The 17,420-nt window shown below is 60.4% G+C and carries 19 protein-coding genes; 13 read left to right on the forward strand and 6 right to left on the reverse strand.

The window, feature by feature from the left end:
• Window positions 1–564: 564 nt before the first annotated feature.
• The 3 genes from lipA (at window position 565) to recJ (ending at window position 4,279) form a co-directional block, all read left to right on the forward strand.
• On the forward strand, window positions 565–1,452 hold the full coding sequence (gene lipA / locus NFR47_RS08175; protein ID WP_251215088.1) for a lipoyl synthase: 888 nt from the start codon (window positions 565–567) through the stop codon (window positions 1,450–1,452).
• On the forward strand, window positions 1,449–2,375 hold the full coding sequence (gene lipB, locus NFR47_RS08180) for a lipoyl(octanoyl) transferase LipB (protein WP_251215089.1): 927 nt from the start codon (window positions 1,449–1,451) through the stop codon (window positions 2,373–2,375). Before lipA ends, lipB begins: the two co-directional genes overlap by 4 nt.
• Window positions 2,376–2,515: 140 nt before the next feature.
• A complete protein-coding gene (gene recJ / locus NFR47_RS08185) occupies window positions 2,516–4,279 on the forward strand; it encodes a single-stranded-DNA-specific exonuclease RecJ (RefSeq protein WP_251215090.1) in 1,764 nt (587 codons plus the stop codon).
• 161 nt (window positions 4,280–4,440) lie between these two features.
• Here the strand turns inward: recJ and NFR47_RS08190 are convergent, their stop codons facing one another.
• Window positions 4,441–4,971, reverse strand: a complete 531-nt coding sequence (locus NFR47_RS08190; protein ID WP_251215091.1) for a nitroreductase family protein — start codon at window positions 4,969–4,971, stop codon at window positions 4,441–4,443.
• A 55-nt stretch (window positions 4,972–5,026) separates the two neighbouring features.
• Between NFR47_RS08190 and NFR47_RS08195 the strand changes: the two genes are divergently transcribed.
• The 7 genes from NFR47_RS08195 (at window position 5,027) to NFR47_RS08225 (ending at window position 10,059) form a co-directional block, all read left to right on the forward strand.
• Window positions 5,027–5,893, forward strand: coding sequence for an HAD family hydrolase (locus NFR47_RS08195; protein ID WP_251215092.1), 867 nt, complete (start codon window positions 5,027–5,029; stop codon window positions 5,891–5,893).
• Window positions 5,894–6,015: 122 nt separating this feature from the next.
• Window positions 6,016–6,651, forward strand: coding sequence for a hypothetical protein (locus tag NFR47_RS08200; RefSeq protein ID WP_251215093.1), 636 nt, complete (start codon window positions 6,016–6,018; stop codon window positions 6,649–6,651).
• The gene (locus NFR47_RS08205) at window positions 6,648–7,406 is read left to right on the forward strand and encodes a hypothetical protein (protein WP_251215094.1); all 759 of its coding nucleotides are present in this window, start codon (window positions 6,648–6,650) and stop codon (window positions 7,404–7,406) included. Before NFR47_RS08200 ends, NFR47_RS08205 begins: the two co-directional genes overlap by 4 nt.
• Before the next feature lie 5 nt (window positions 7,407–7,411).
• On the forward strand, window positions 7,412–7,993 hold the full coding sequence (gene rdgB / locus NFR47_RS08210) for an RdgB/HAM1 family non-canonical purine NTP pyrophosphatase (RefSeq protein ID WP_251215095.1): 582 nt from the start codon (window positions 7,412–7,414) through the stop codon (window positions 7,991–7,993).
• 17 nt (window positions 7,994–8,010) lie between these two features.
• Window positions 8,011–8,619, forward strand: coding sequence for a GTP cyclohydrolase I FolE (gene folE, locus NFR47_RS08215; RefSeq protein ID WP_251215096.1), 609 nt, complete (start codon window positions 8,011–8,013; stop codon window positions 8,617–8,619).
• 146 nt (window positions 8,620–8,765) lie between these two features.
• On the forward strand, window positions 8,766–9,407 hold the full coding sequence (locus NFR47_RS08220; protein ID WP_251215097.1) for a DUF4136 domain-containing protein: 642 nt from the start codon (window positions 8,766–8,768) through the stop codon (window positions 9,405–9,407).
• A gap of 25 nt (window positions 9,408–9,432) precedes the next feature.
• On the forward strand, window positions 9,433–10,059 hold the full coding sequence (locus NFR47_RS08225; protein WP_251215098.1) for an outer membrane beta-barrel protein: 627 nt from the start codon (window positions 9,433–9,435) through the stop codon (window positions 10,057–10,059).
• A gap of 56 nt (window positions 10,060–10,115) precedes the next feature.
• On the opposite strand, the gene NFR47_RS08230 is transcribed toward NFR47_RS08225, so the two are convergent.
• From NFR47_RS08230 to NFR47_RS08250, 5 genes are all read right to left on the reverse strand, one after another.
• Window positions 10,116–10,322 carry a hypothetical protein gene (locus tag NFR47_RS08230; RefSeq protein ID WP_251215099.1) on the reverse strand — a complete coding sequence of 69 codons (207 nt, stop codon included), beginning with the start codon at window positions 10,320–10,322 and terminating at the stop codon, window positions 10,116–10,118.
• Between the two features lie 103 nt (window positions 10,323–10,425).
• On the reverse strand, window positions 10,426–10,899 hold the full coding sequence (locus NFR47_RS08235; protein ID WP_251215100.1) for a hypothetical protein: 474 nt from the start codon (window positions 10,897–10,899) through the stop codon (window positions 10,426–10,428).
• Window positions 10,896–11,336, reverse strand: a complete 441-nt coding sequence (locus tag NFR47_RS08240; protein ID WP_251215101.1) for a hypothetical protein — start codon at window positions 11,334–11,336, stop codon at window positions 10,896–10,898. The genes NFR47_RS08235 and NFR47_RS08240 overlap by 4 nt, the downstream gene beginning before the upstream one ends.
• An 89-nt stretch (window positions 11,337–11,425) precedes the next feature.
• On the reverse strand, window positions 11,426–12,148 hold the full coding sequence (gene ubiE / locus NFR47_RS08245; protein WP_251215102.1) for a bifunctional demethylmenaquinone methyltransferase/2-methoxy-6-polyprenyl-1,4-benzoquinol methylase UbiE: 723 nt from the start codon (window positions 12,146–12,148) through the stop codon (window positions 11,426–11,428).
• A complete protein-coding gene (locus NFR47_RS08250; RefSeq protein ID WP_251215103.1) occupies window positions 12,145–13,389 on the reverse strand; it encodes an ABC transporter permease in 1,245 nt (414 codons plus the stop codon). Before NFR47_RS08250 ends, ubiE begins: the two co-directional genes overlap by 4 nt.
• A 216-nt stretch (window positions 13,390–13,605) precedes the next feature.
• Between NFR47_RS08250 and NFR47_RS08255 the strand changes: the two genes are divergently transcribed.
• From NFR47_RS08255 to NFR47_RS08265, 3 genes are read left to right on the forward strand one after another with little or no spacing between them, the layout of a single operon-like run.
• The gene (locus NFR47_RS08255; protein WP_251215122.1) at window positions 13,606–14,289 is read left to right on the forward strand and encodes a zinc metallopeptidase; all 684 of its coding nucleotides are present in this window, start codon (window positions 13,606–13,608) and stop codon (window positions 14,287–14,289) included.
• Complete coding sequence (locus tag NFR47_RS08260) at window positions 14,289–15,866, forward strand: SGNH/GDSL hydrolase family protein (protein ID WP_251215104.1); 1,578 nt, start codon at window positions 14,289–14,291, stop codon at window positions 15,864–15,866. Before NFR47_RS08255 ends, NFR47_RS08260 begins: the two co-directional genes overlap by 1 nt.
• Entirely contained in the window at window positions 15,863–17,368 is a 1,506-nt protein-coding gene (locus tag NFR47_RS08265; RefSeq protein ID WP_251215105.1) for an MBOAT family O-acyltransferase, read from the forward strand. Before NFR47_RS08260 ends, NFR47_RS08265 begins: the two co-directional genes overlap by 4 nt.
• Window positions 17,369–17,420: the final 52 nt, after the last annotated feature.

Raw genomic sequence — 17,420 nt, forward strand, 5'->3', positions numbered from 1 at the left:
CGACCGAAGACGGATGCCGCCATTTTCACCGTGCAAAAGCTCTTTGGTACTTTCTTGCACAAGAAAGTACGAGAAAAGGAAAATAGAACTGCGAGTTGCTCGCAAAAGTTTAGCGTAGAAATAGATTCTTTACTCCGTTCAGAATGACCTTGTATTAGATTCTTCGTCGCTACGCTCCTCAGAATGACAGAGGGGAGGGCTCGCAGGTGCTCGGAATGACGGGGAGAGGGCTCCTCAGAATGACAGGGGGGACGAACTGAATGGCAAGGGATGGTACAAAAGAGAAAGAGCAGAGTAAAAGAACAAAGGAGAAAAAGACGGTCTGAATGACAAAAACGGGGCAAAACGAGAAAGGAGGGACAAGTAGGACTAAAGAGAAAAGGAGGACCGAAAGCGAAAACACTTTTGACCTTGGACCTTTCACTTTTCATCGACGAAAAAAAATCCCCCTGCGGAACGGCTGTGCCGAAGATTCTTACGAACGGGAAGCAATAATCGGGATTTTCCGGGGAAATGTCGATTATTTTTCCTATTTTTGCATCAATTGGAAAATAGTGAACTTAAATGCCGAAGTTCCATGACAAGGTAGACGCACTCAGAAAACCCGGATGGCTGAAAATCCGTCTGCACCGCACGGCCGACTACGCCGACGTGCGACGGATCGTCGAAAAACACGAGTTGCACACCATTTGCAGCAGCGGCCGTTGCCCCAATCAGGCCGAATGCTGGAGCCGGAGGACCGCGACTTTCATGATTCTGGGCGAAATCTGTACGCGCGGCTGCCGCTTCTGCGCCACGCAGACCGGCCGGCCCCTTGCCCCCGACGCCGACGAACCCCGACGGGTTGCCGAAAGCGCTGCGCTGATGAAACTTAGGCATGTCGTCGTAACGTCTGTGACGCGCGACGACCTCCCCGACGGCGGAGCCCACCACTGGGCCGCGACCGTGGAGGCCGTCCGACAGCAGAATCCCGACGCCGCCATTGAGCTCCTTATTCCCGATTTCGACGCACGGCCCGACCTGCTGGACGTGGTCGTCGCGCCGAAGCCCGACATCATCGGGCACAACATCGAAACCGTCGAGAGGTTGACGCCGCTGGTGCGCTCCAAAGCAACCTATCGGACCAGTCTGGAGACACTGCGCCACCTGAGCGAACGGGGCGCCGTGACCAAAAGCGGTCTGATGGTCGGCCTCGGCGAGAGCGATGAGGAAGTTTTGCAAACGCTGCACGACCTGCGCCAGGCAGGGGTCGGCATCGTGACGCTCGGCCAGTACCTTCGGCCTTCGTTGGAGCACTATCCCGTTGCGGCGTATCTCGCTCCCGAAAAATTCGACTGGTACAGGCTCCGGGCTCTGGAAATGGGCTTCAGCTACTGTGCGAGCGCGCCGCTGGTGCGATCGTCGTACATGGCCGAAGAAGCGCTCCGCAAAGCGAAAGGCTCCGAGGCATGAAAGTCCGCTGCCGCGACCTCGGACCGATGGACTACGCCGCCTGCTGGGAATTGCAGCGGACGCTGTTCGAGGAACTCCTCGCGGAGAAAAACCGACGGCGGAACGGCTGCGGGGCGAAAGAAAGCGGCCCTGCGGCAGACAAGACAGACACAAGGCCGGACGACGCGGGCACGGTGCTGCTGGTCGAACACCCCCCGGTCTACACGCTGGGCAAAAGCGGCCACGCAGAAAACCTGCTGGTGGGCCGCACAGCCTTGGAGCAACTGGGAGCACAGTTCTTTCACATAGACCGCGGCGGCGACATCACGTTCCACGGACCGGGACAGCTGGTCTGCTACCCGATTCTCGACCTCGAACGGCTCGGAATCGGCCTGCGGGAATACATCGGCCGGCTCGAAGAAACGGTCATCCGCGTGGTGGCGCACTACGGCATTGCGGCGGGGCGTATAGACGGAGCTTCGGGCGTGTGGCTCGGAGGACCGGAAGAACAACGAAGCGCCGAAACGGAAAGGAACGCGGAAGAAACCGACGGAAGAAACGCCGCAGAGAGCAAGGACGCAGAGACTGACGGAAGAAACGCCGCAGAGGAAAACGCCGCAGAGGAGCAGACCGACGAAAAAAGCGCCAAAGAGGAACGGAGCGCCGGAAAAAGTACCGAAGAAACGGTCCGAATAAAAAGGGATGCGCCCCGCAAAATCTGCGCAATAGGCGTCCGCTCATCGCGTTATGTAACCATGCACGGGTTCGCGCTGAACGTCGACACCGATTTGGAGTGGTTTTCGCGGATCAACCCGTGCGGATTCAGCGACCGCGGCGTGACCTCGATGGCCCGCGAAACAAGGCGCGAAGTCGCCATGGAAGAAGTCAAACGGCTGGTTCTCGAAGAATTGGGAGAACAGCTGGGCGTTGAAATACGAATCTGACCCTTATCGGGCCGAAGCCTTGCGGGTGTCGCGGAACGAAACTGCGGCCTGCATGCCAAAACAAAACGAACGGTCGGCGAAACGGCCGTCCGCCGGAAAAAGAAGAAAGTAAATGTTAAAATATATAAATAATAGTTCATATGCCCATAGAAAAACGTTGGGTAGTGAAGCCGCAGGGCGATGCCGAAGCGGTGGCTGCGCTGGCGGCCGCGCTGAAACTCTCGCCTGTGCTGGCCAATCTACTCGTACAGAGAGGCATAGACACCGTAGAAAAGGCGGAAAAGTTCTTTAAGCCCACCCTCGCCGACCTCCACGACCCGTTCCTGATGAAGGACATGGACAAGGCGGTCGAACGGGTCGAACGGGCCGTCGCGAACAATGAGAAAATCATGGTTTACGGCGACTACGACGTCGACGGCTGCACGGCCGTGGCGCTGGTCTACAAGTTCCTCCGCCAGCTCGGGCACCAGAACCTGACTTTCTACATCCCCGACCGCTACACCGAAGGCTACGGTATTTCGGTCAAGGGCATCGACCTCGCAGCCCGCAAGGGCGTGGGGCTCATCATCGCCCTCGACTGCGGTATCAAGGCCACGGAAAAGGTCGTCTATGCCAAAGAGAAAGGCGTGGATTTCATCATCTGCGACCACCATCTTCCGGCCGAGGAGATCCCCCGTGCCGTAGCTGTACTGGACCCCAAGCGGGTCGACTGCTCCTACCCGTTCGACGAACTGTCGGGCTGCGGCGTGGGATTCAAGCTCGTGCAGGCCTATGCCCAGAAAAACGGCATTCCGTTCGAGCGGATTCTCGGGCTGCTCGACCTGCTGGTCGTCAGCATCGCCTCCGACATCGTGCCGCTGGTCGACGAAAACCGCATCCTGGCCCACTTCGGGCTGAAGTACCTGAACCGCGAACCGTCGAAAGGACTGCTTTCCATCATCAAAATCTGCGGACTGGACAAGCACAACATCACCATCGACGACATCGTGTTCAAAATCGGCCCGCGCATCAACGCCGCAGGCCGCATGCGGATGGACGAGACGGACGAAAACGCGTCTCCGTCGGGCGGACATGCGGCTGTGGAACTGCTGATCGAGGGCAACGAGAGCGTCGCCGAAGAATTCGGCAACGTCATCGACGCCTACAACCAGGACCGCAAGTCGATAGACCGCTCCGTGACGCAGGAAGCCCACAACTACATCGAGAGCAACCCCGAACTGAAACGCCGCAAAAGCACCGTCATCTACAATCCGAAGTGGATGAAAGGGATCGTCGGCATCGTCGCGTCGCGGCTGATAGAGACCTACTACCGGCCCACGGTCGTGCTGACCATGAGCAACGGATTCGTGACGGGCTCGGCCCGCTCGGTACCGGGCTTCGACCTCTACCAGGCCGTCGAATCGTGCTCCGACCTGCTGGAAAACTTCGGCGGACACATGTATGCCGCGGGGCTGACGATGAAACCCGAGAACGTCGAGGAATTCACACGGCGGTTCAACGATTTCGTCGAACAGCACATCGACCCGCAGATGCTGGTTCCGCAGGTCGACATCGACAGCGAACTGCTCTTCTCCGACATCACGCCCAAGTTCCGCGACCACCTCAACCGCTTCCAGCCTTTCGGCCCCGGCAACGCGGCCCCGGTCTTCGTGACCTACGGCGTGAGCAACCACGGCGATGCCAAGCTGGTCGGCATGGAGTGCGAACACCTGCGCATGGACCTGATGCAGCGGCAGAAGCCCAACACCAAAATCCAGTCGATTGCGTTCCAGCAACCCACCCACTACCAATGGGTCCGCGCGGGCAAGCCCATCGACGTATGCTACCAGATTGTCGAGAACCACTACCGCGGCTGCGTCACCACGCAACTGCGCATCAAGGACATCAAGCCAGTGGAGAAATAAGGTGAAAAGTGAAAGGTTAAAAGTGAAAGGTCAAAGGTGAAAAGTCTATCCGAATGCTTTTCGCATCTGACTGAAAAAGGTGAAAGGGCTTTTGCTCCTTTCACCTTTCTTTTTCAATCGCGCAGCAAGTTTCAATTCCGCTTACCTGCACCTTTCACTTTTCACTTCAGCCAAGTCACCCTTGCCTTGTCGTTGGCCGGGGGCAGGGGCGCGGGAACGAAATCGGAATAACCCAAAGCGATGGTGCACAGAGGTTCGCAGCCGTCGGGAACTGGCAGAAAACTCCGCAGATAATCGGCCGCCATTTCCCCGTCGGGGGCATCCTTGAGCCGCGGGCGGCCGTCGACATGGACCCAGCACGAAGCCAACCCCTCGTCCACGCAGGCCAGCTGCAGCAGCGTCGCCGCGATGGCACAGTTTTCGCGCCAAAGGTCGGTCTTGGCCGTCTCGCCCAGGACCACGACAGCCAGCGGTGCCCCTTTCATGAACCCTGCGCCGTAATCGCGCATCCCGGCCATCCGGGCCACGGCGGCCGGGTCGTCGACCACCAAAAACCGCGTCGAACGGGTATTGCGCGACGAGGGGGCCGACAAAGCGACGGCGAGCAACCGTTCCACCACAGCCCGGGGCACGGGCTCCGCCTTGAACTTGCGGACCGAACGGCGCATGCGTATGATTTCCTTGAACTCCATAAGCTGTTGTTTTCGAGCGCTTCTTGCAAAGATAATGAAAAAAGCGTATATTTGAATGGCAAAATATCCTTTCACCATGAACGACACCTACCGTTTCACCATCGCCCTGATCTACGACTTCGACGGGACGCTGGCCCCCGGCAACATGCAGGAATACGACTTCATCCCCGCCGTGGGCAAAAGCAACAAGGAATTCTGGACCGAAGCCAACTCGCTGGCCGAAGAGCAGGACGCCGACATGGTGCTCACCTACATGGCCCGCATGATTCAGGGCGCCAAGTCCAAGGGGCTGTCGCTCCGCCGCGAAGCCTTCCAGGAATCGGGACGCAAGGTCGCCCTGTTCCGCGGGGTGAAAGAGTGGTTCGCACGCATCAACCGCTACGGCGCCGAGCGCGGCATCCGCATCCTCCACTATATCAACTCGTCGGGGCTGAAAGAGATTATCGAGGGGACTGAAATAGCCCGCGAATTCCGCAAGATTTACGCCTGCTCGTTCCTCTACGACGTGGACGGCATCGCCTACTGGCCCGCCGTGGCGGTCAACTACACCAACAAGACGCAGTTCATCTTCAAAATCAACAAGGGGGTCGAATCGGTCTCCGACTCCAAGCTGGTCAACCGCTACATCCCCGAGAACGAACGTCCCGTGCCGTTCAGCCGGATGATCTACGTCGGCGACGGCACCACCGACATCCCCTGCATGCGGCTGGTCAAGAACTACGGCGGCCACTCCATCGCCGTCTACAACCCCGAACAGAAAGGAGCCCACAAGGAGATGGCGTCGCTCATCCAGGACAACCGCGTGAACCACGTCTGTCCGGCCGACTATTCGGAGGGCTCCAAAATCGACACGCTCGTCAAGCTGATTATCGACAAGCTCGACCTCGACGAAAAACTCCAGAAGCGAGAAACCATCTTCTGACCCGGCCCCCGGCAAGCGCGGGCCGAAAATCCGGAGCCCGACGGCAAATAAACCGCCGGTTTCTTGCAGGGGGGGGGAATTATCCTATATTTGTAACCGAAACCTGCCAAGACCCCGAACCTATGAAGAAACTACTACTGCTGCTCTTGCTGGCGGCCATGCCCGCAGGACTGCTCGCGCAGGAAGAACCGGCCGCCATCCGAGTGCGCAGGCCGTTCACTCCGCAACACGAACTGCGCCTGACCGTCGGAGCCTACCCGATTCTGCCCTCCATGTTCGACTGGGAGGGCTGCGCCGACGGAGTCTTTTACGACCGAACCCACCGCGGCCCGGTCTACACGAGCGGAACCTGGTCGCTGACCTACGACTATCGGTTCAAGAAGTGGTTCGACCTTGGGGTGACGCTCAGCTACTACGGCAAATACAGCCGCTCGTACAGCAACAGGGACTTTTCGCCTGTCGGCCGCAACCGGGCCCATGCTTTCACGGTCATGCCCGTTGTGCGCTTCACGTGGGTCAACTCCAGCTGGGTGCGCATGTACTCGACGCTGGGGCTCGGAGCGACGCTCTCCGGCGGACGCTTCGACCACAATTCGGACCGCTTCCGCAATGGCTTCCTCGCCTTTCAGCTCACGCCGATAGGCATTTCGGTGGGACGCTCGCTGTTCGGATTCGCCGAACTGGGACTGGGCGCGCAGGGCGTCTTCATGATGGGTGTCGGCTACAAGTTCAAACCTCAAAACATGCGTGCAAAATGAAACGGGCATTGATATGGCTGGCGGCCGCGGCCGCGCTGACGGGCTGCAAAATCCATGAGGCCGAAAATTTCGACCCGACCCGAGAGGGCTTCTACATATTCCGGGAAGCGAACCGCTGCCTCGGGGAAACGGCCGCCGATGCGACGCGCGTGCTGCTTTTCGACCTCTACTACTCCGCCTCCGAAGAGGAGCGGGAAGTCGTGCACAATCGTTATTTCTACTCCTCGCGCATCGTCATTTCCGACGACGCATGCCACATTATCGACGGCACCAGCGACCTGATTATCTACACCGGCGGGCAGCCGCTCTCGGCCGAAGGGGCCGTCTGGCGATATGCCTATTCTTCGCAAAGCTGCCTGGAAAGCGAGATGCCGACAATCAGCTGCCGCAAGCACGAAACCGGACCGGATACCTACGACCTCCGGCTCCCCGACGGCAACCAACAATGGTCGGTGACGCCGTTCTACTGCAACCAGCCGCAGCCCGACGGCCCGACCCGCTACTGGTGCGAACTGAGAATCAACGGCACGGGCAAGTTGTCCGAAGGGGTCTACTCCCCCGATTTCGGAACCGTCGCCTACGAAACACTCGAACCGCTGAAATACAATTCGGAAAAACGCTTGCAGTTCCAACGCGGAAAACTGAAGCTGACCGCGACAATCGACCACGAAGAAGTGGAGGTCGACGCCCGATATGTCGACGATGACCAAGTAGTGATCTTATACGGCTCCCACGGCAAAACTTATTGGTACTGAAACAAATGGAAATCCTTTTCGCCACCAACAACGCCCACAAGCTGGCCGAAGCAAGCGCCGTGCTGGGCGACGGCTACCGCCTGGTGACCCCGCGTGACTGCGGAGTGACCGGAGAGATACCCGAAACACAGCCCACCCTCGAAGGCAACGCGCTGCAAAAGGCCCGCTACCTGCACGCCCGCACGGGCCGCAACTGCTTTGCCGACGACACGGGGCTCGAAGTCGAAGCGCTCGGCGGAGCCCCGGGCGTACACTCGGCCCGCTACGCCACCGACGGTCACGACTTCGCGGCCAACAATCGGCTGCTGCTGCGAAACTTAGAGGGAAAAACGAACCGCCGGGCCCGGTTCCGCACGGTCATCGCGCTGATTCTCAACGGGGAAGAACACCTGTTCGAGGGCATTGTCGAGGGACATATCATCCCCGCCGAACGCGGCGCCGAAGGATTCGGCTACGACCCGCTGTTCGTACCCGAAGGCGGCGACAAGACGTTCGCCGAGATGGACGCGGCCGAGAAAAACGCCGTGTCGCACCGCGGCCGTGCCGTGCGCAAACTTGCCGCCTATTTGCATTCCATCGAGAAATAACCTAACTTCGCGGCCCTATGGAGACAAAAAACTACGAAAAGGAAGAACGTTTCGACGCCGCGACCGTCGAAGCGCTCCGCGGCCATTATAGCGAAATCCTGCGCCTCCTGGGCGAGAACCCGGCCCGCGAAGGACTGCTGAAGACCCCCGAACGGGTGGCCAAGGCGATGTCGTTCCTGACGAAAGGCTACGACGAAAACCCGCTCGAAATCCTCCGCTCGGCGATGTTCCGCGAAGAATACAAACAGATGGTGCTGGTCAAGGAGATCGAACTCTACTCGCTCTGCGAACACCACATGCTGCCGTTCTACGGCAAAGCCCACGTGGCCTACATCCCCGACGGCCGCATTACGGGCCTGTCGAAGATAGCCCGTGTAGTGGAGTGCTTTGCCCGGCGGCTGCAAGTACAGGAACGGCTGACCGTCCAAATCCGCGACTGCATCCAGGAAGCGCTCAACCCGATGGGGGTGGCGGTGGTCATCGAAGCGAGCCACATGTGCATGCAGATGCGCGGCATCGAGAAACAACAGTCGGCGACGACGACTTCGGCGTTCACGGGCATCTTCCTTTCGGACCACCGCACGCGCGAAGAGTTCATGACGCTGATTTCCCACCGATACCGCTAACGGTGCGCAACCGTTTTCGTTCGGACGCTTTCTTCGCAGAGAGCGTCTTTTTTTATGACCCGTCCGGTTTTTCCGGAGCACACAACCGCTTGCGGAACGAATTTTGAAACATTCCGCCCGACAGCAAACCATAAATCTGAAAAACCATGACCGTCAAAACCATTCACTTCTTAGCGATCGCACTGCTCGCAGCTGCGGTCAGCTCGTGCCAGAAGGATCCGTCGACATCGGCCCTGCACCGGGAGTACTTAGTCTACACCGACCGCGACCGCGCCGCCGACTTCGCGGCTTTCGAGACCTTCTATCTGCCCGACAGCATTCTGATTATCGGCAACAACAAACAAACCGAATATTGGAAGGACGCCGACGCGCTTGAAATCGTCGGCACCGTAGCCTTCGAGCTGGAAGCGGCCGGATTCCTGCGGACTTCCGAAAAACAAAACGCCGACTTAGGCGTCCAACTGAGCTATGTGGAACGCGAAACCTACTTCGTCGGCTCGAACAACCCCTACTGGTGGTGGTACTATCCCTACTACTGGAGCCCGGGCTACTGGGGCGACTGGATGGGCTGGTTCTACCCCTACCGCGTCTACTACGGCTACACGGCCGGGTCGCTGCTGCTCGAAATGATGGACCTGAAAGCCACCCGGGTCGAGGGCAAACGCCTGCCCGTCGTCTGGGACAGCTTCATGAGCGGTCTGCTGACCTCGAATGCCAGCCTCAACCAGGAACGCACGCTCCAAGCCGTCGAACAGGCTTTCGCGCAATCGCCCTACCTCTACGAATAACCGATCACCATTTTACGCAGCAATCATGAAAACGACAAAATACCTCCGTATTGCAGCGCTCTGCACCCTGTTGCTGGCCCTTGCCCGGCCCGGTCAGGCGCAAATCTTCCCCAAGTCCTACATCAACATCGACTGGCAAGTCAACGTCCCGCTGGGCAAATCGTTCGCCGACAAGGCTTCGGGCTGGGGCATGAACTTCGAGGGCGGCTACCGCATCACGCCGGCCGTGGCCGTGGGTCCGTTCATCTCGTTCCACACCAACCTCCAGAACATCGACCGCCGGACGCTCTACCTGAACGACGGCTCGGCGCTGACGACCAACCAGAAACACGCCGTGTTCCAACTGCCGTTCGGTGCGACGGGCCGCTACAGCTGGCTCAACGACAGCATCTTCCAACCCTACGTCGGGATGAAGCTGGGCGCCTGCTACTCGCAGTTCTCGTCGTACTACTATGTTATCAAGCAGTACGAAAACACCTGGGGATTCTACCTCTCGCCCGAAGTAGGCGTCTCGATCTTCCCCAATCCGAACTACCGTTTCGGACTGCACCTGGCACTCTATTACAGCTACGCGACCAACAGCACCAACCTGCTCACCTACAAGGTCGACAACCTCAGCAACTTCGGCCTGCGGGTAGGTATTTCGTTCTAATGAAAAGAGGGCTCCTGGAATCGTCCAGGAGCCCTCTTTTTTCCGTACCGGATTGGTTATTCGGCAGCAGCTTCGCACTTCTCGCAAGCCGTCGAATCGCACTTCTCGCACTCACCGGTGCAAGCGGTTTCAGCAGCAGCTTCCACGACAGCGGTCTCTTCAGCAGCAGCGGCAGCCTCGGCAGCCTTCTTGTTGGCGTTGCCGCAGCAGCCTACCATAGCCACAGCAGCGAGAACCACAACGAAAGAAAAAATCTTTTTCATAGCTTCAAACGTTTGAAATTAGTTGTTTTACATCGCCGCAAAGTTAGACAATCGTAAGAAATATGCAAGGAAATTCCAAGATTTTTCCGAATCGCACCGCCGCTCAATACCGGAAATCGCGCAGCGAAAGCGGCTCGCTTTTGGGAAAAGCCTTGGGGAAAGTGCCCGACACGCGGCCTTTGAGAATGATGGCTTCCTCAAGGGTCAGGCAATTGCCCACCGTCACCCGGAAATAGGGATTTTCGTAGAACATGTAGACCGGCGTGCCGGGGAACGTCTCCTCGAAGAGCTCCTTGGCCGCCGCCGCACCCGCCCGGGCGTTGTGGCCATTGTCGGAAAAGATGCACACCCGATAGGCCTTGAGCGCCGGGGTTCGGACGCTCCGCGATGCCTCGGCCACCGCTTCCGCTGCGTCGCCGTATTCGGTCACCGTCACCGTGGCCGGGGTCTGCGCATACGGCGTCGCCGCAGGCCGGGCCAGCCGTCCCTTGAAGGCGCCGAGCGACTGAGCCGCCGCCGGACGCCCGCACAATGCCGCTGCAAACACCAGCAGCCCAATCAGATACTTGTTTATCACGGTTCAAAATGGTTTTGCAGTTCTTCCAACTCCACGCCAAAGGTATTCAAAAATTCGTACAAAGGGACCTTCCCGCGGAAAATATTCAAGGGCACCGGACCGCATCGGCCCTCCGCCGCGCAGTCGACCGCAACGGAAGCGATTTGCTGCTGCCGGATGCGCCGCGCAAAAGCGTAAAGCGTAAAGGGGTCCGAAATCCGCAGGCGCCAGCGGGTCGCAATGCTCTGCGTGGTATGGCGTTCGGCCGTGACCGGGTCGCAGAGCTCCGCCCCCACGACGAACGACGGACCCATGAAAATGTCGAGCGAAGCCTTGTCCAGCACCAACTTATAGCCCGTGTCGTTGCGCAGGCGCAGCACAACGTCCAGCTCCGTCAGACCGCGCATCCCGACCCGTTCGACCGCTTCGACACGGATGTTTTCCCGCGCCTTTTCCAACTTTCGGCGACACGAAGTCATCCCCGCGCACACCGCAAGGCACAACAACAAGAAAAATATTTTACGCGTAGCACTCATATCCGAAAGGGTCATCGCCGCACACCTATATATATATACGCTATCCCGCCGCTCAGGCTCCGGGCCCGGCAGTCGGCGAATCCGGCGCGGCCCATCATCGCCAAGAACGCTTCGGGCGAGGGGAATTCCCCCACCGAGGCAGGCAGATAGTCGTAGGCCCGGCGGTCGTGGGAGACCATCCCGCCCACCCACGGCAGAATCCTGCAAAAATAGAACCCGAACAGCGCCCGGAACAACCGGCTGCGCGGCCGCGAGAACTCCAATATAACGACTTTGCCCCCGGGTTTTATTGCGCGGGCCAACCCGCACAGCCCCGCGTGGAGGTCGCCGAAGTTGCGCACGCCGAACGCCACCGTCGCCGCGTCGTAGCAGGCTTCGGCCGTGGGATGTTCGGCGTCGCCCTGGTGCAGTTCGATACGCTCCGCAAGTCCCTGCGCCGCTACCTTGCGGCGGGCTTCGGCCAACATTCTGTCCGACAAATCGACGCCCGTGACATGCGCACCGGGGATATGCCGCGCCAGCTCGATGGCCAGATCGCCCGTACCCGTCGCCATGTCGAGAATCTGCGCGGGAGCCCCCCGGCGCACCTCCACGACCACGCGGCGGCGCCACCAGCGGTCGACGTTGAGCGACAGCGTGTGGTTCAGCAAATCGTAGCGCGGAGCGATGCTGTCGAACATTTCGCGCACCTCTTCCTTCTTGGAAGCACGTGTATTATAAGGTTTTACCGTCATTCGTAGCGGAGTGCTTCAATAGGTTTTATCTTCGAGACGGCCGAAGCCGGGACTATCAGCAGGGCCACGATGACCGCCAACACACCGACGTTGAGCAGCAGCAGCCAGCTTCCTCCCAGCGCAACCGGAACTTCGGACAGCAGATAGCCCTCGGCATCGAGCTTCGCCACCCCGGTCCATTGCTGCAACAGACACAGCGCCAGCCCGATGCCGTTGCCCCACGCCATGCCCCGCAGGGCGATGAAAGCGGCCCGGCACAGAAATATCCGGCGCAAGGGGCCGTTGCGCATTCCCAACGACTTGAGCAGCCCGATCATCCGCGTGCGCTGCATGACGATGACAAGCAGCGCCGTCGTCATGTTGAAAAACGCCACCGCCAACATGATGCCGATGATGACCGCCGCGTTGACGTCGTGGGCCTTGAGCCAGTCGAAGATGTTGGCGTACTGCTCCCCGACGCTCCGCACGGTGAGGTTGTCGCCGAGACCGCTCTCGTCGTAGAACAGCGCCCGGTCGAGCCGCCGCGCGAAATCGTCGGAAGCGGCCAGGCCGTCGGCAAATATTTCGTAGCCCGTAACCAGGTCGGGACCCCAATCGGAGAGCCGCTGGACGTTGCGCAAATCGGTCATGACCACCGTGTTGTCCATCTCGTCCATCCCCGACGCATAGATTCCGGCCACCTTGAAGCGGTCGCGGCGGGGCATGTCGCCGTGCTCCACGAAGAGCATCTCCACCCGGTCGCCCACCCCCAGCATCAGCCGCCGGGCCAGATTGCGCGAGAGCAGAATATCCTTGGTCCGCACCGAACCGCCCACGCGCGGCAATTCGCCCTCGACGAGCCATTCGCCGAACGTGCGCCAGTCGTAACTGCCGTCGACCCCCTTGAGCAAAATCCCCTCGACCGCGTCGTCGGTGCGGACGATGCCCCCGCGCACGGCATAGGGGGTCAACGAAACGAATCCGTCGACCGAACGAATCAACGCTTCGAGCTCGCCGCTCCGCCGCACGGGAGCCGGGCTCAGCGACCGCACGCTCCGGACATCGGTCAGCGTCGCATGGGCCGCAAACCCGGTAATCTTGCGCGAGACCTCGCGCTTGAAACCCATCATCACGGCCAGCGTCAGAACCATCACCCCCACGCTCAGCGCCACCGACACCACGGCGATGCGCTCCATGACCCCGGACTTCTCTCCGGGTGCGGGCCGCGCCGTGCGGCGCGCTATGAAAAAGGCGAGATTCACAGTGAGGTACGATTTATGGGAAATCCATGCAAAGTAACATAAAAATTCGTATTTTTGCCCCACCGGACGGCATTTTTGTGCAGCGCGGGTCCGCCTGCCGCAACGGCCGTCGCGGGGCACGCACCCCAAAAACCGCAGCTTATGATCATGCAACCCCTTGTCGCACTGCTCCATGCAGCGCTCTACGTCAACCGTTACGCCAACGACCCGGCCTCGATGGGCATCTTCGTGCTCATCATCGTCATCGGTATCGCCGGATACATCGTGCAGGCGCGGCTCCAGTCGGTCTTCGCCAAATACTCCAAGGTCCGCTTCCCGGGCGGGCTCACGGGTGCCGAAGTGGCCGAGAAGATGCTGCGCGACAACAACATACACAACGTGCGCGTGACCCATGTCAAGGGCCACCTGACCGACCATTTCGACCCGCGCAACATGACCGTCAACCTCAGCGAATCGGTCTACTCGTCCGACAGCGTGGCGGCCGCCGCCGTTGCGGCCCACGAATGCGGCCACGCCATCCAGCACGCCCGCGACTACGCCCCGCTACGGCTGCGCTCGCAGCTGGTTCCCGTGGTGACGTTCTCTTCCAAGGCAGCCATGATTACCATCATCGTTGGCCTGCTTATCATGGCGGCGACCAACAACGAACTTGTCTGCTGGATCGGCGTGGGACTCATCGCCATGTCGGCCCTCTTTTCGATAGTCACCCTGCCCGTCGAATACAACGCTTCGGCCCGCGCCCTGGAATGGCTGGAAAGCAGCCGCACCATGCAGGGTGCCCAGCTTGCACAAGCCAAGGAAGCCCTTTCGTGGGCCGCGCGGACCTACTTAGTTGCGGCCGTGAGCGCCATCGCCTCGGTACTCTACTACGTCTTTCTGATTCTCGGACGCCGCCGCTGATGGAACGGGCCCCCGAAAACTACACCCGCAGCGGATGGATTGCGGCCGCGGCGCTCCTCGGAGTGCTCGTGGCCGTGAGTTTCATCCCCCCGCAGAGCGTGGGCGGCGTGAAGTTCCGGCGTGCCAACATCCTCTCGGACTTGGTGGCTTTCGACGACAGCGCGGCCGACACCCCCTCGTCGGCGGTCTTCGACGAAGAAGAATTCCATGTCGACATGGCCGAAGTGGCCGAACGTATCGAAACCGAAGTGGCCACGCCCCATGTGCAGACCCTTTTCGAGTGGACCATCGGCCGCGACACCACCCTGCGGCCCCTCTTCAGGCCCGACACCGTGTTGTGCCCCGAACGGCGCATCGTCCCCATCGAAGAATACGATTCGGTCCGCACAGACGGCATGCGGGCGTTCTACGACAAACTGCTCGCCGACGGGCGCCCCGTGCGCATCGCCGTGCTGGGCGATTCGTTCATCGAGGGCGACATTCTGACGGCCGACCTGCGCGAACGCATGCAGGAAACCTTCGGCGGGGGCGGCCCGGGCTTCGCACCCGTGGCATCGCCGCTCACCTACTTCCGCCGCACGGTCAAGACCGTGTCCAAGGGCTGGACCGCCTACAACATCATGCAGCGCAAGAAGACCCCCGAGAGCCTGCGCCAGAAATTCTACGTCTCGGGCTGGGTGTGCCAGGCCGGGCCCGGCGCCTCGACGCGCTGGGAACCCACCGCCTACCGCCGCAAGCTCGACGACTGCACCTGCGGGCGCATCTTCTTCCTCTCGCCCGACAGCAGTCGCGTCGAAGTGACGGTCAACGACACGCTGCGGCAGGAATTCGCCATCGCGGGCGACCCCTCCGTCCGGCAAATCGCCGTGACGGCACCCCGCATCGGCTCGCTGGGCTTCCGCGTAGTGCGGGGCCACGAACGGTTCGTGGGCTACGGCGCCGTCATGGAGGGCGAGGGGGTGAGCGTGGACAACTACTCGATCCGCAGCAACAACGGGCAGGCCATGTTCTGGACCGACCCCTCGGTCGACGCCCAGATCGACGCCATGCTCGACTACGACCTTGTCATCCTGCAATACGGGCTCAACATCATGCAGCAGGGGGTCTACAACTATACGAACTACGCCGCCAAAATCGAGAAGATGGTGGGCTTCGTGCGCGAATGCTTCCCCGGCGCCGCGGTTCTGGTCATGGGGGTCAGCGACCGCTCGGTGCGCAGCGACACCGATTTCGAGCGGATGGACGCCGTGCCCCACATGATTTCGTACCAACGGCTTGCCGCAAGGCGTTCGCAGGCCGCGTTCTGGCCCACGAGCGACGCCATGCGTGCGCTGGGCGGCATGGAACGCTTCGTCCGCAACGGCTGGGCGGGCAAGGACTACACCCACATCAACTACGCCGGAGGCACCCGCATAGCCCATGCGCTTTTCGACGCGCTGAACCACCGCGCCTGCACCCTCCGCCGAAGCCACCGGCAACGGCAGCCCGAGGTTCCGGTGATGGATTCGCTCCAGCACGAACGCATCCGGCGGCAGCTACTCTACCGCCCCCGGCCCATCGACCCCTCCGCACCATGATGCTGCCCGCGACGGACGACATAGCCGCCCGCCTCGGGGCGCTGCTCACCTACGACGCTTCTTCGCCGCTGATTTTCAGCAGCGGACTGTTTCTGTTCCTGTTCACCGGATTCCTGCTCCTCTACGCCGCGTTCCACCGCAGGCCGACCGCGCGCATCGTCTATGTCATCCTTTTCTCGCTCTACTTCTACTACAAGTCGAGCGGCATCTACTTCCTGCTGCTGATTTTCGCCGCCGCGAGCGACTACTGGATAGCCCGCGCCATCTTCAACACCATCGACCGGCGCACGAAACGCTGGCTCGTGGCGCTGAGCGTGGCCGTCAACCTCGGGATGCTGGCCTATTTCAAGTATACCAACTTCTTCATCGAAATCTCCAACCAGCTCTTCGGGCAGGGGTTCCTCCAGTTTCAGAACATTTTCCTGCCGGTCGGCATTTCGTTCTTCGTCTTCCAGTCGATGAGCTACACCATCGACGTCTACCGCGGACGGCTGTGGCCGCTCAACAACTGGCTCGACTACCTGTTTTACCTCTCGTTCTTCCCGCAGCTGGTCGCCGGACCCATCGTCCGCGCCCGCGACTTCATCCCCCAAATCCGGCAGAACCCCGTCATCGTCACGCGCGAAATGTTCGGCACGGGCATCTTTCTGATTCTGAGCGGTCTGTTCAAGAAAGCCGTCGTGTCGGACTTCATTTCGCTCAACTTCGTCGACCGCGTTTTCGACGAACCGCTGCTCTACACCGGATTCGAGTGCCTCATGGGCATCTACGGCTACGCCCTGCAAATCTACTGCGATTTCTCGGGCTACTCGGACATGGCCATCGGCATCGCGCTGCTCCTGGGATTCCGCTTTCCCAAGAACTTCGACGCCCCCTACAAGTCGGCCACCATCACCGAGTTCTGGCGGCGGTGGCACATCTCGCTCTCGTCGTGGCTGCGCGACTACCTCTACATCTCGCTCGGCGGCAACCGCAAGGGCCGGGCGCGGACCTACGCCAATCTGCTGATAACGATGATATTGGGCGGACTATGGCACGGGGCCGCCCTGCGGTTCGTACTTTGGGGCGCGTTGCACGGCGTGGCGCTGGCGCTCCACAAGCTGTGGATGTCGCTCGTTCCGGGAGCCAAGGCGACCGGGGCCGAGATGCACCCCGTATGGCGCGGTCTGGGCATCTTGCTGACGTTCAACATAGTATGCTTCAGCTGGCTGCTGTTCCGCGCCGAATCCATGCAGACCGTCACCCTGATGCTCCACCAAATCGTCCGCAACTTCAACGCCCCGGTCATCCCGCAGGTGGTGGCCGGCTACACGGCGGTCTTCGCCCTTATCGCCGCCGGATACGCGCTGCACTTCCTGCCGAGCAGGGCCGACACCCTCGCCCGGCACACCGTCGCCCGGTCGCCGCTGCCCATGCAGGTGCTGCTCGTCGCCGCGATGATCTGGTGCGTCATGCAAATCAAGTCGAGCGACATACAGCCGTTCATCTATTTCCAGTTCTGAACAATGAATATTTAATAGTGAATAGTGTCTGCCGAAATTATTCACTATTCAT

It is taken from the genome of Alistipes muris, assembly GCF_943193205.1.
Taxonomy (GTDB): Bacteria; Bacteroidota; Bacteroidia; order Bacteroidales; family Rikenellaceae; genus Alistipes; species Alistipes muris.

Coding starts and splice junctions, on each gene's coding strand:
- lipA (WP_251215088.1), top strand. CDS start 565: ATGCCGAAGTTCCATGACAAGGTAGACGCACTCAGAAAACCCGGATGG.
- lipB (WP_251215089.1), top strand. CDS start 1,449: ATGAAAGTCCGCTGCCGCGACCTCGGACCGATGGACTACGCCGCCTGC.
- recJ (WP_251215090.1), top strand. CDS start 2,516: ATGCCCATAGAAAAACGTTGGGTAGTGAAGCCGCAGGGCGATGCCGAA.
- NFR47_RS08190 (WP_251215091.1), bottom strand. CDS start 4,971: ATGGAGTTCAAGGAAATCATACGCATGCGCCGTTCGGTCCGCAAGTTC.
- NFR47_RS08195 (WP_251215092.1), top strand. CDS start 5,027: ATGGCAAAATATCCTTTCACCATGAACGACACCTACCGTTTCACCATC.
- NFR47_RS08200 (WP_251215093.1), top strand. CDS start 6,016: ATGAAGAAACTACTACTGCTGCTCTTGCTGGCGGCCATGCCCGCAGGA.
- NFR47_RS08205 (WP_251215094.1), top strand. CDS start 6,648: ATGAAACGGGCATTGATATGGCTGGCGGCCGCGGCCGCGCTGACGGGC.
- rdgB (WP_251215095.1), top strand. CDS start 7,412: ATGGAAATCCTTTTCGCCACCAACAACGCCCACAAGCTGGCCGAAGCA.
- folE (WP_251215096.1), top strand. CDS start 8,011: ATGGAGACAAAAAACTACGAAAAGGAAGAACGTTTCGACGCCGCGACC.
- NFR47_RS08220 (WP_251215097.1), top strand. CDS start 8,766: ATGACCGTCAAAACCATTCACTTCTTAGCGATCGCACTGCTCGCAGCT.
- NFR47_RS08225 (WP_251215098.1), top strand. CDS start 9,433: ATGAAAACGACAAAATACCTCCGTATTGCAGCGCTCTGCACCCTGTTG.
- NFR47_RS08230 (WP_251215099.1), bottom strand. CDS start 10,322: ATGAAAAAGATTTTTTCTTTCGTTGTGGTTCTCGCTGCTGTGGCTATG.
- ubiE (WP_251215102.1), bottom strand. CDS start 12,148: ATGACGGTAAAACCTTATAATACACGTGCTTCCAAGAAGGAAGAGGTG.
- NFR47_RS08255 (WP_251215122.1), top strand. CDS start 13,606: ATGGGCATCTTCGTGCTCATCATCGTCATCGGTATCGCCGGATACATC.
- NFR47_RS08260 (WP_251215104.1), top strand. CDS start 14,289: ATGGAACGGGCCCCCGAAAACTACACCCGCAGCGGATGGATTGCGGCC.
- NFR47_RS08265 (WP_251215105.1), top strand. CDS start 15,863: ATGATGCTGCCCGCGACGGACGACATAGCCGCCCGCCTCGGGGCGCTG.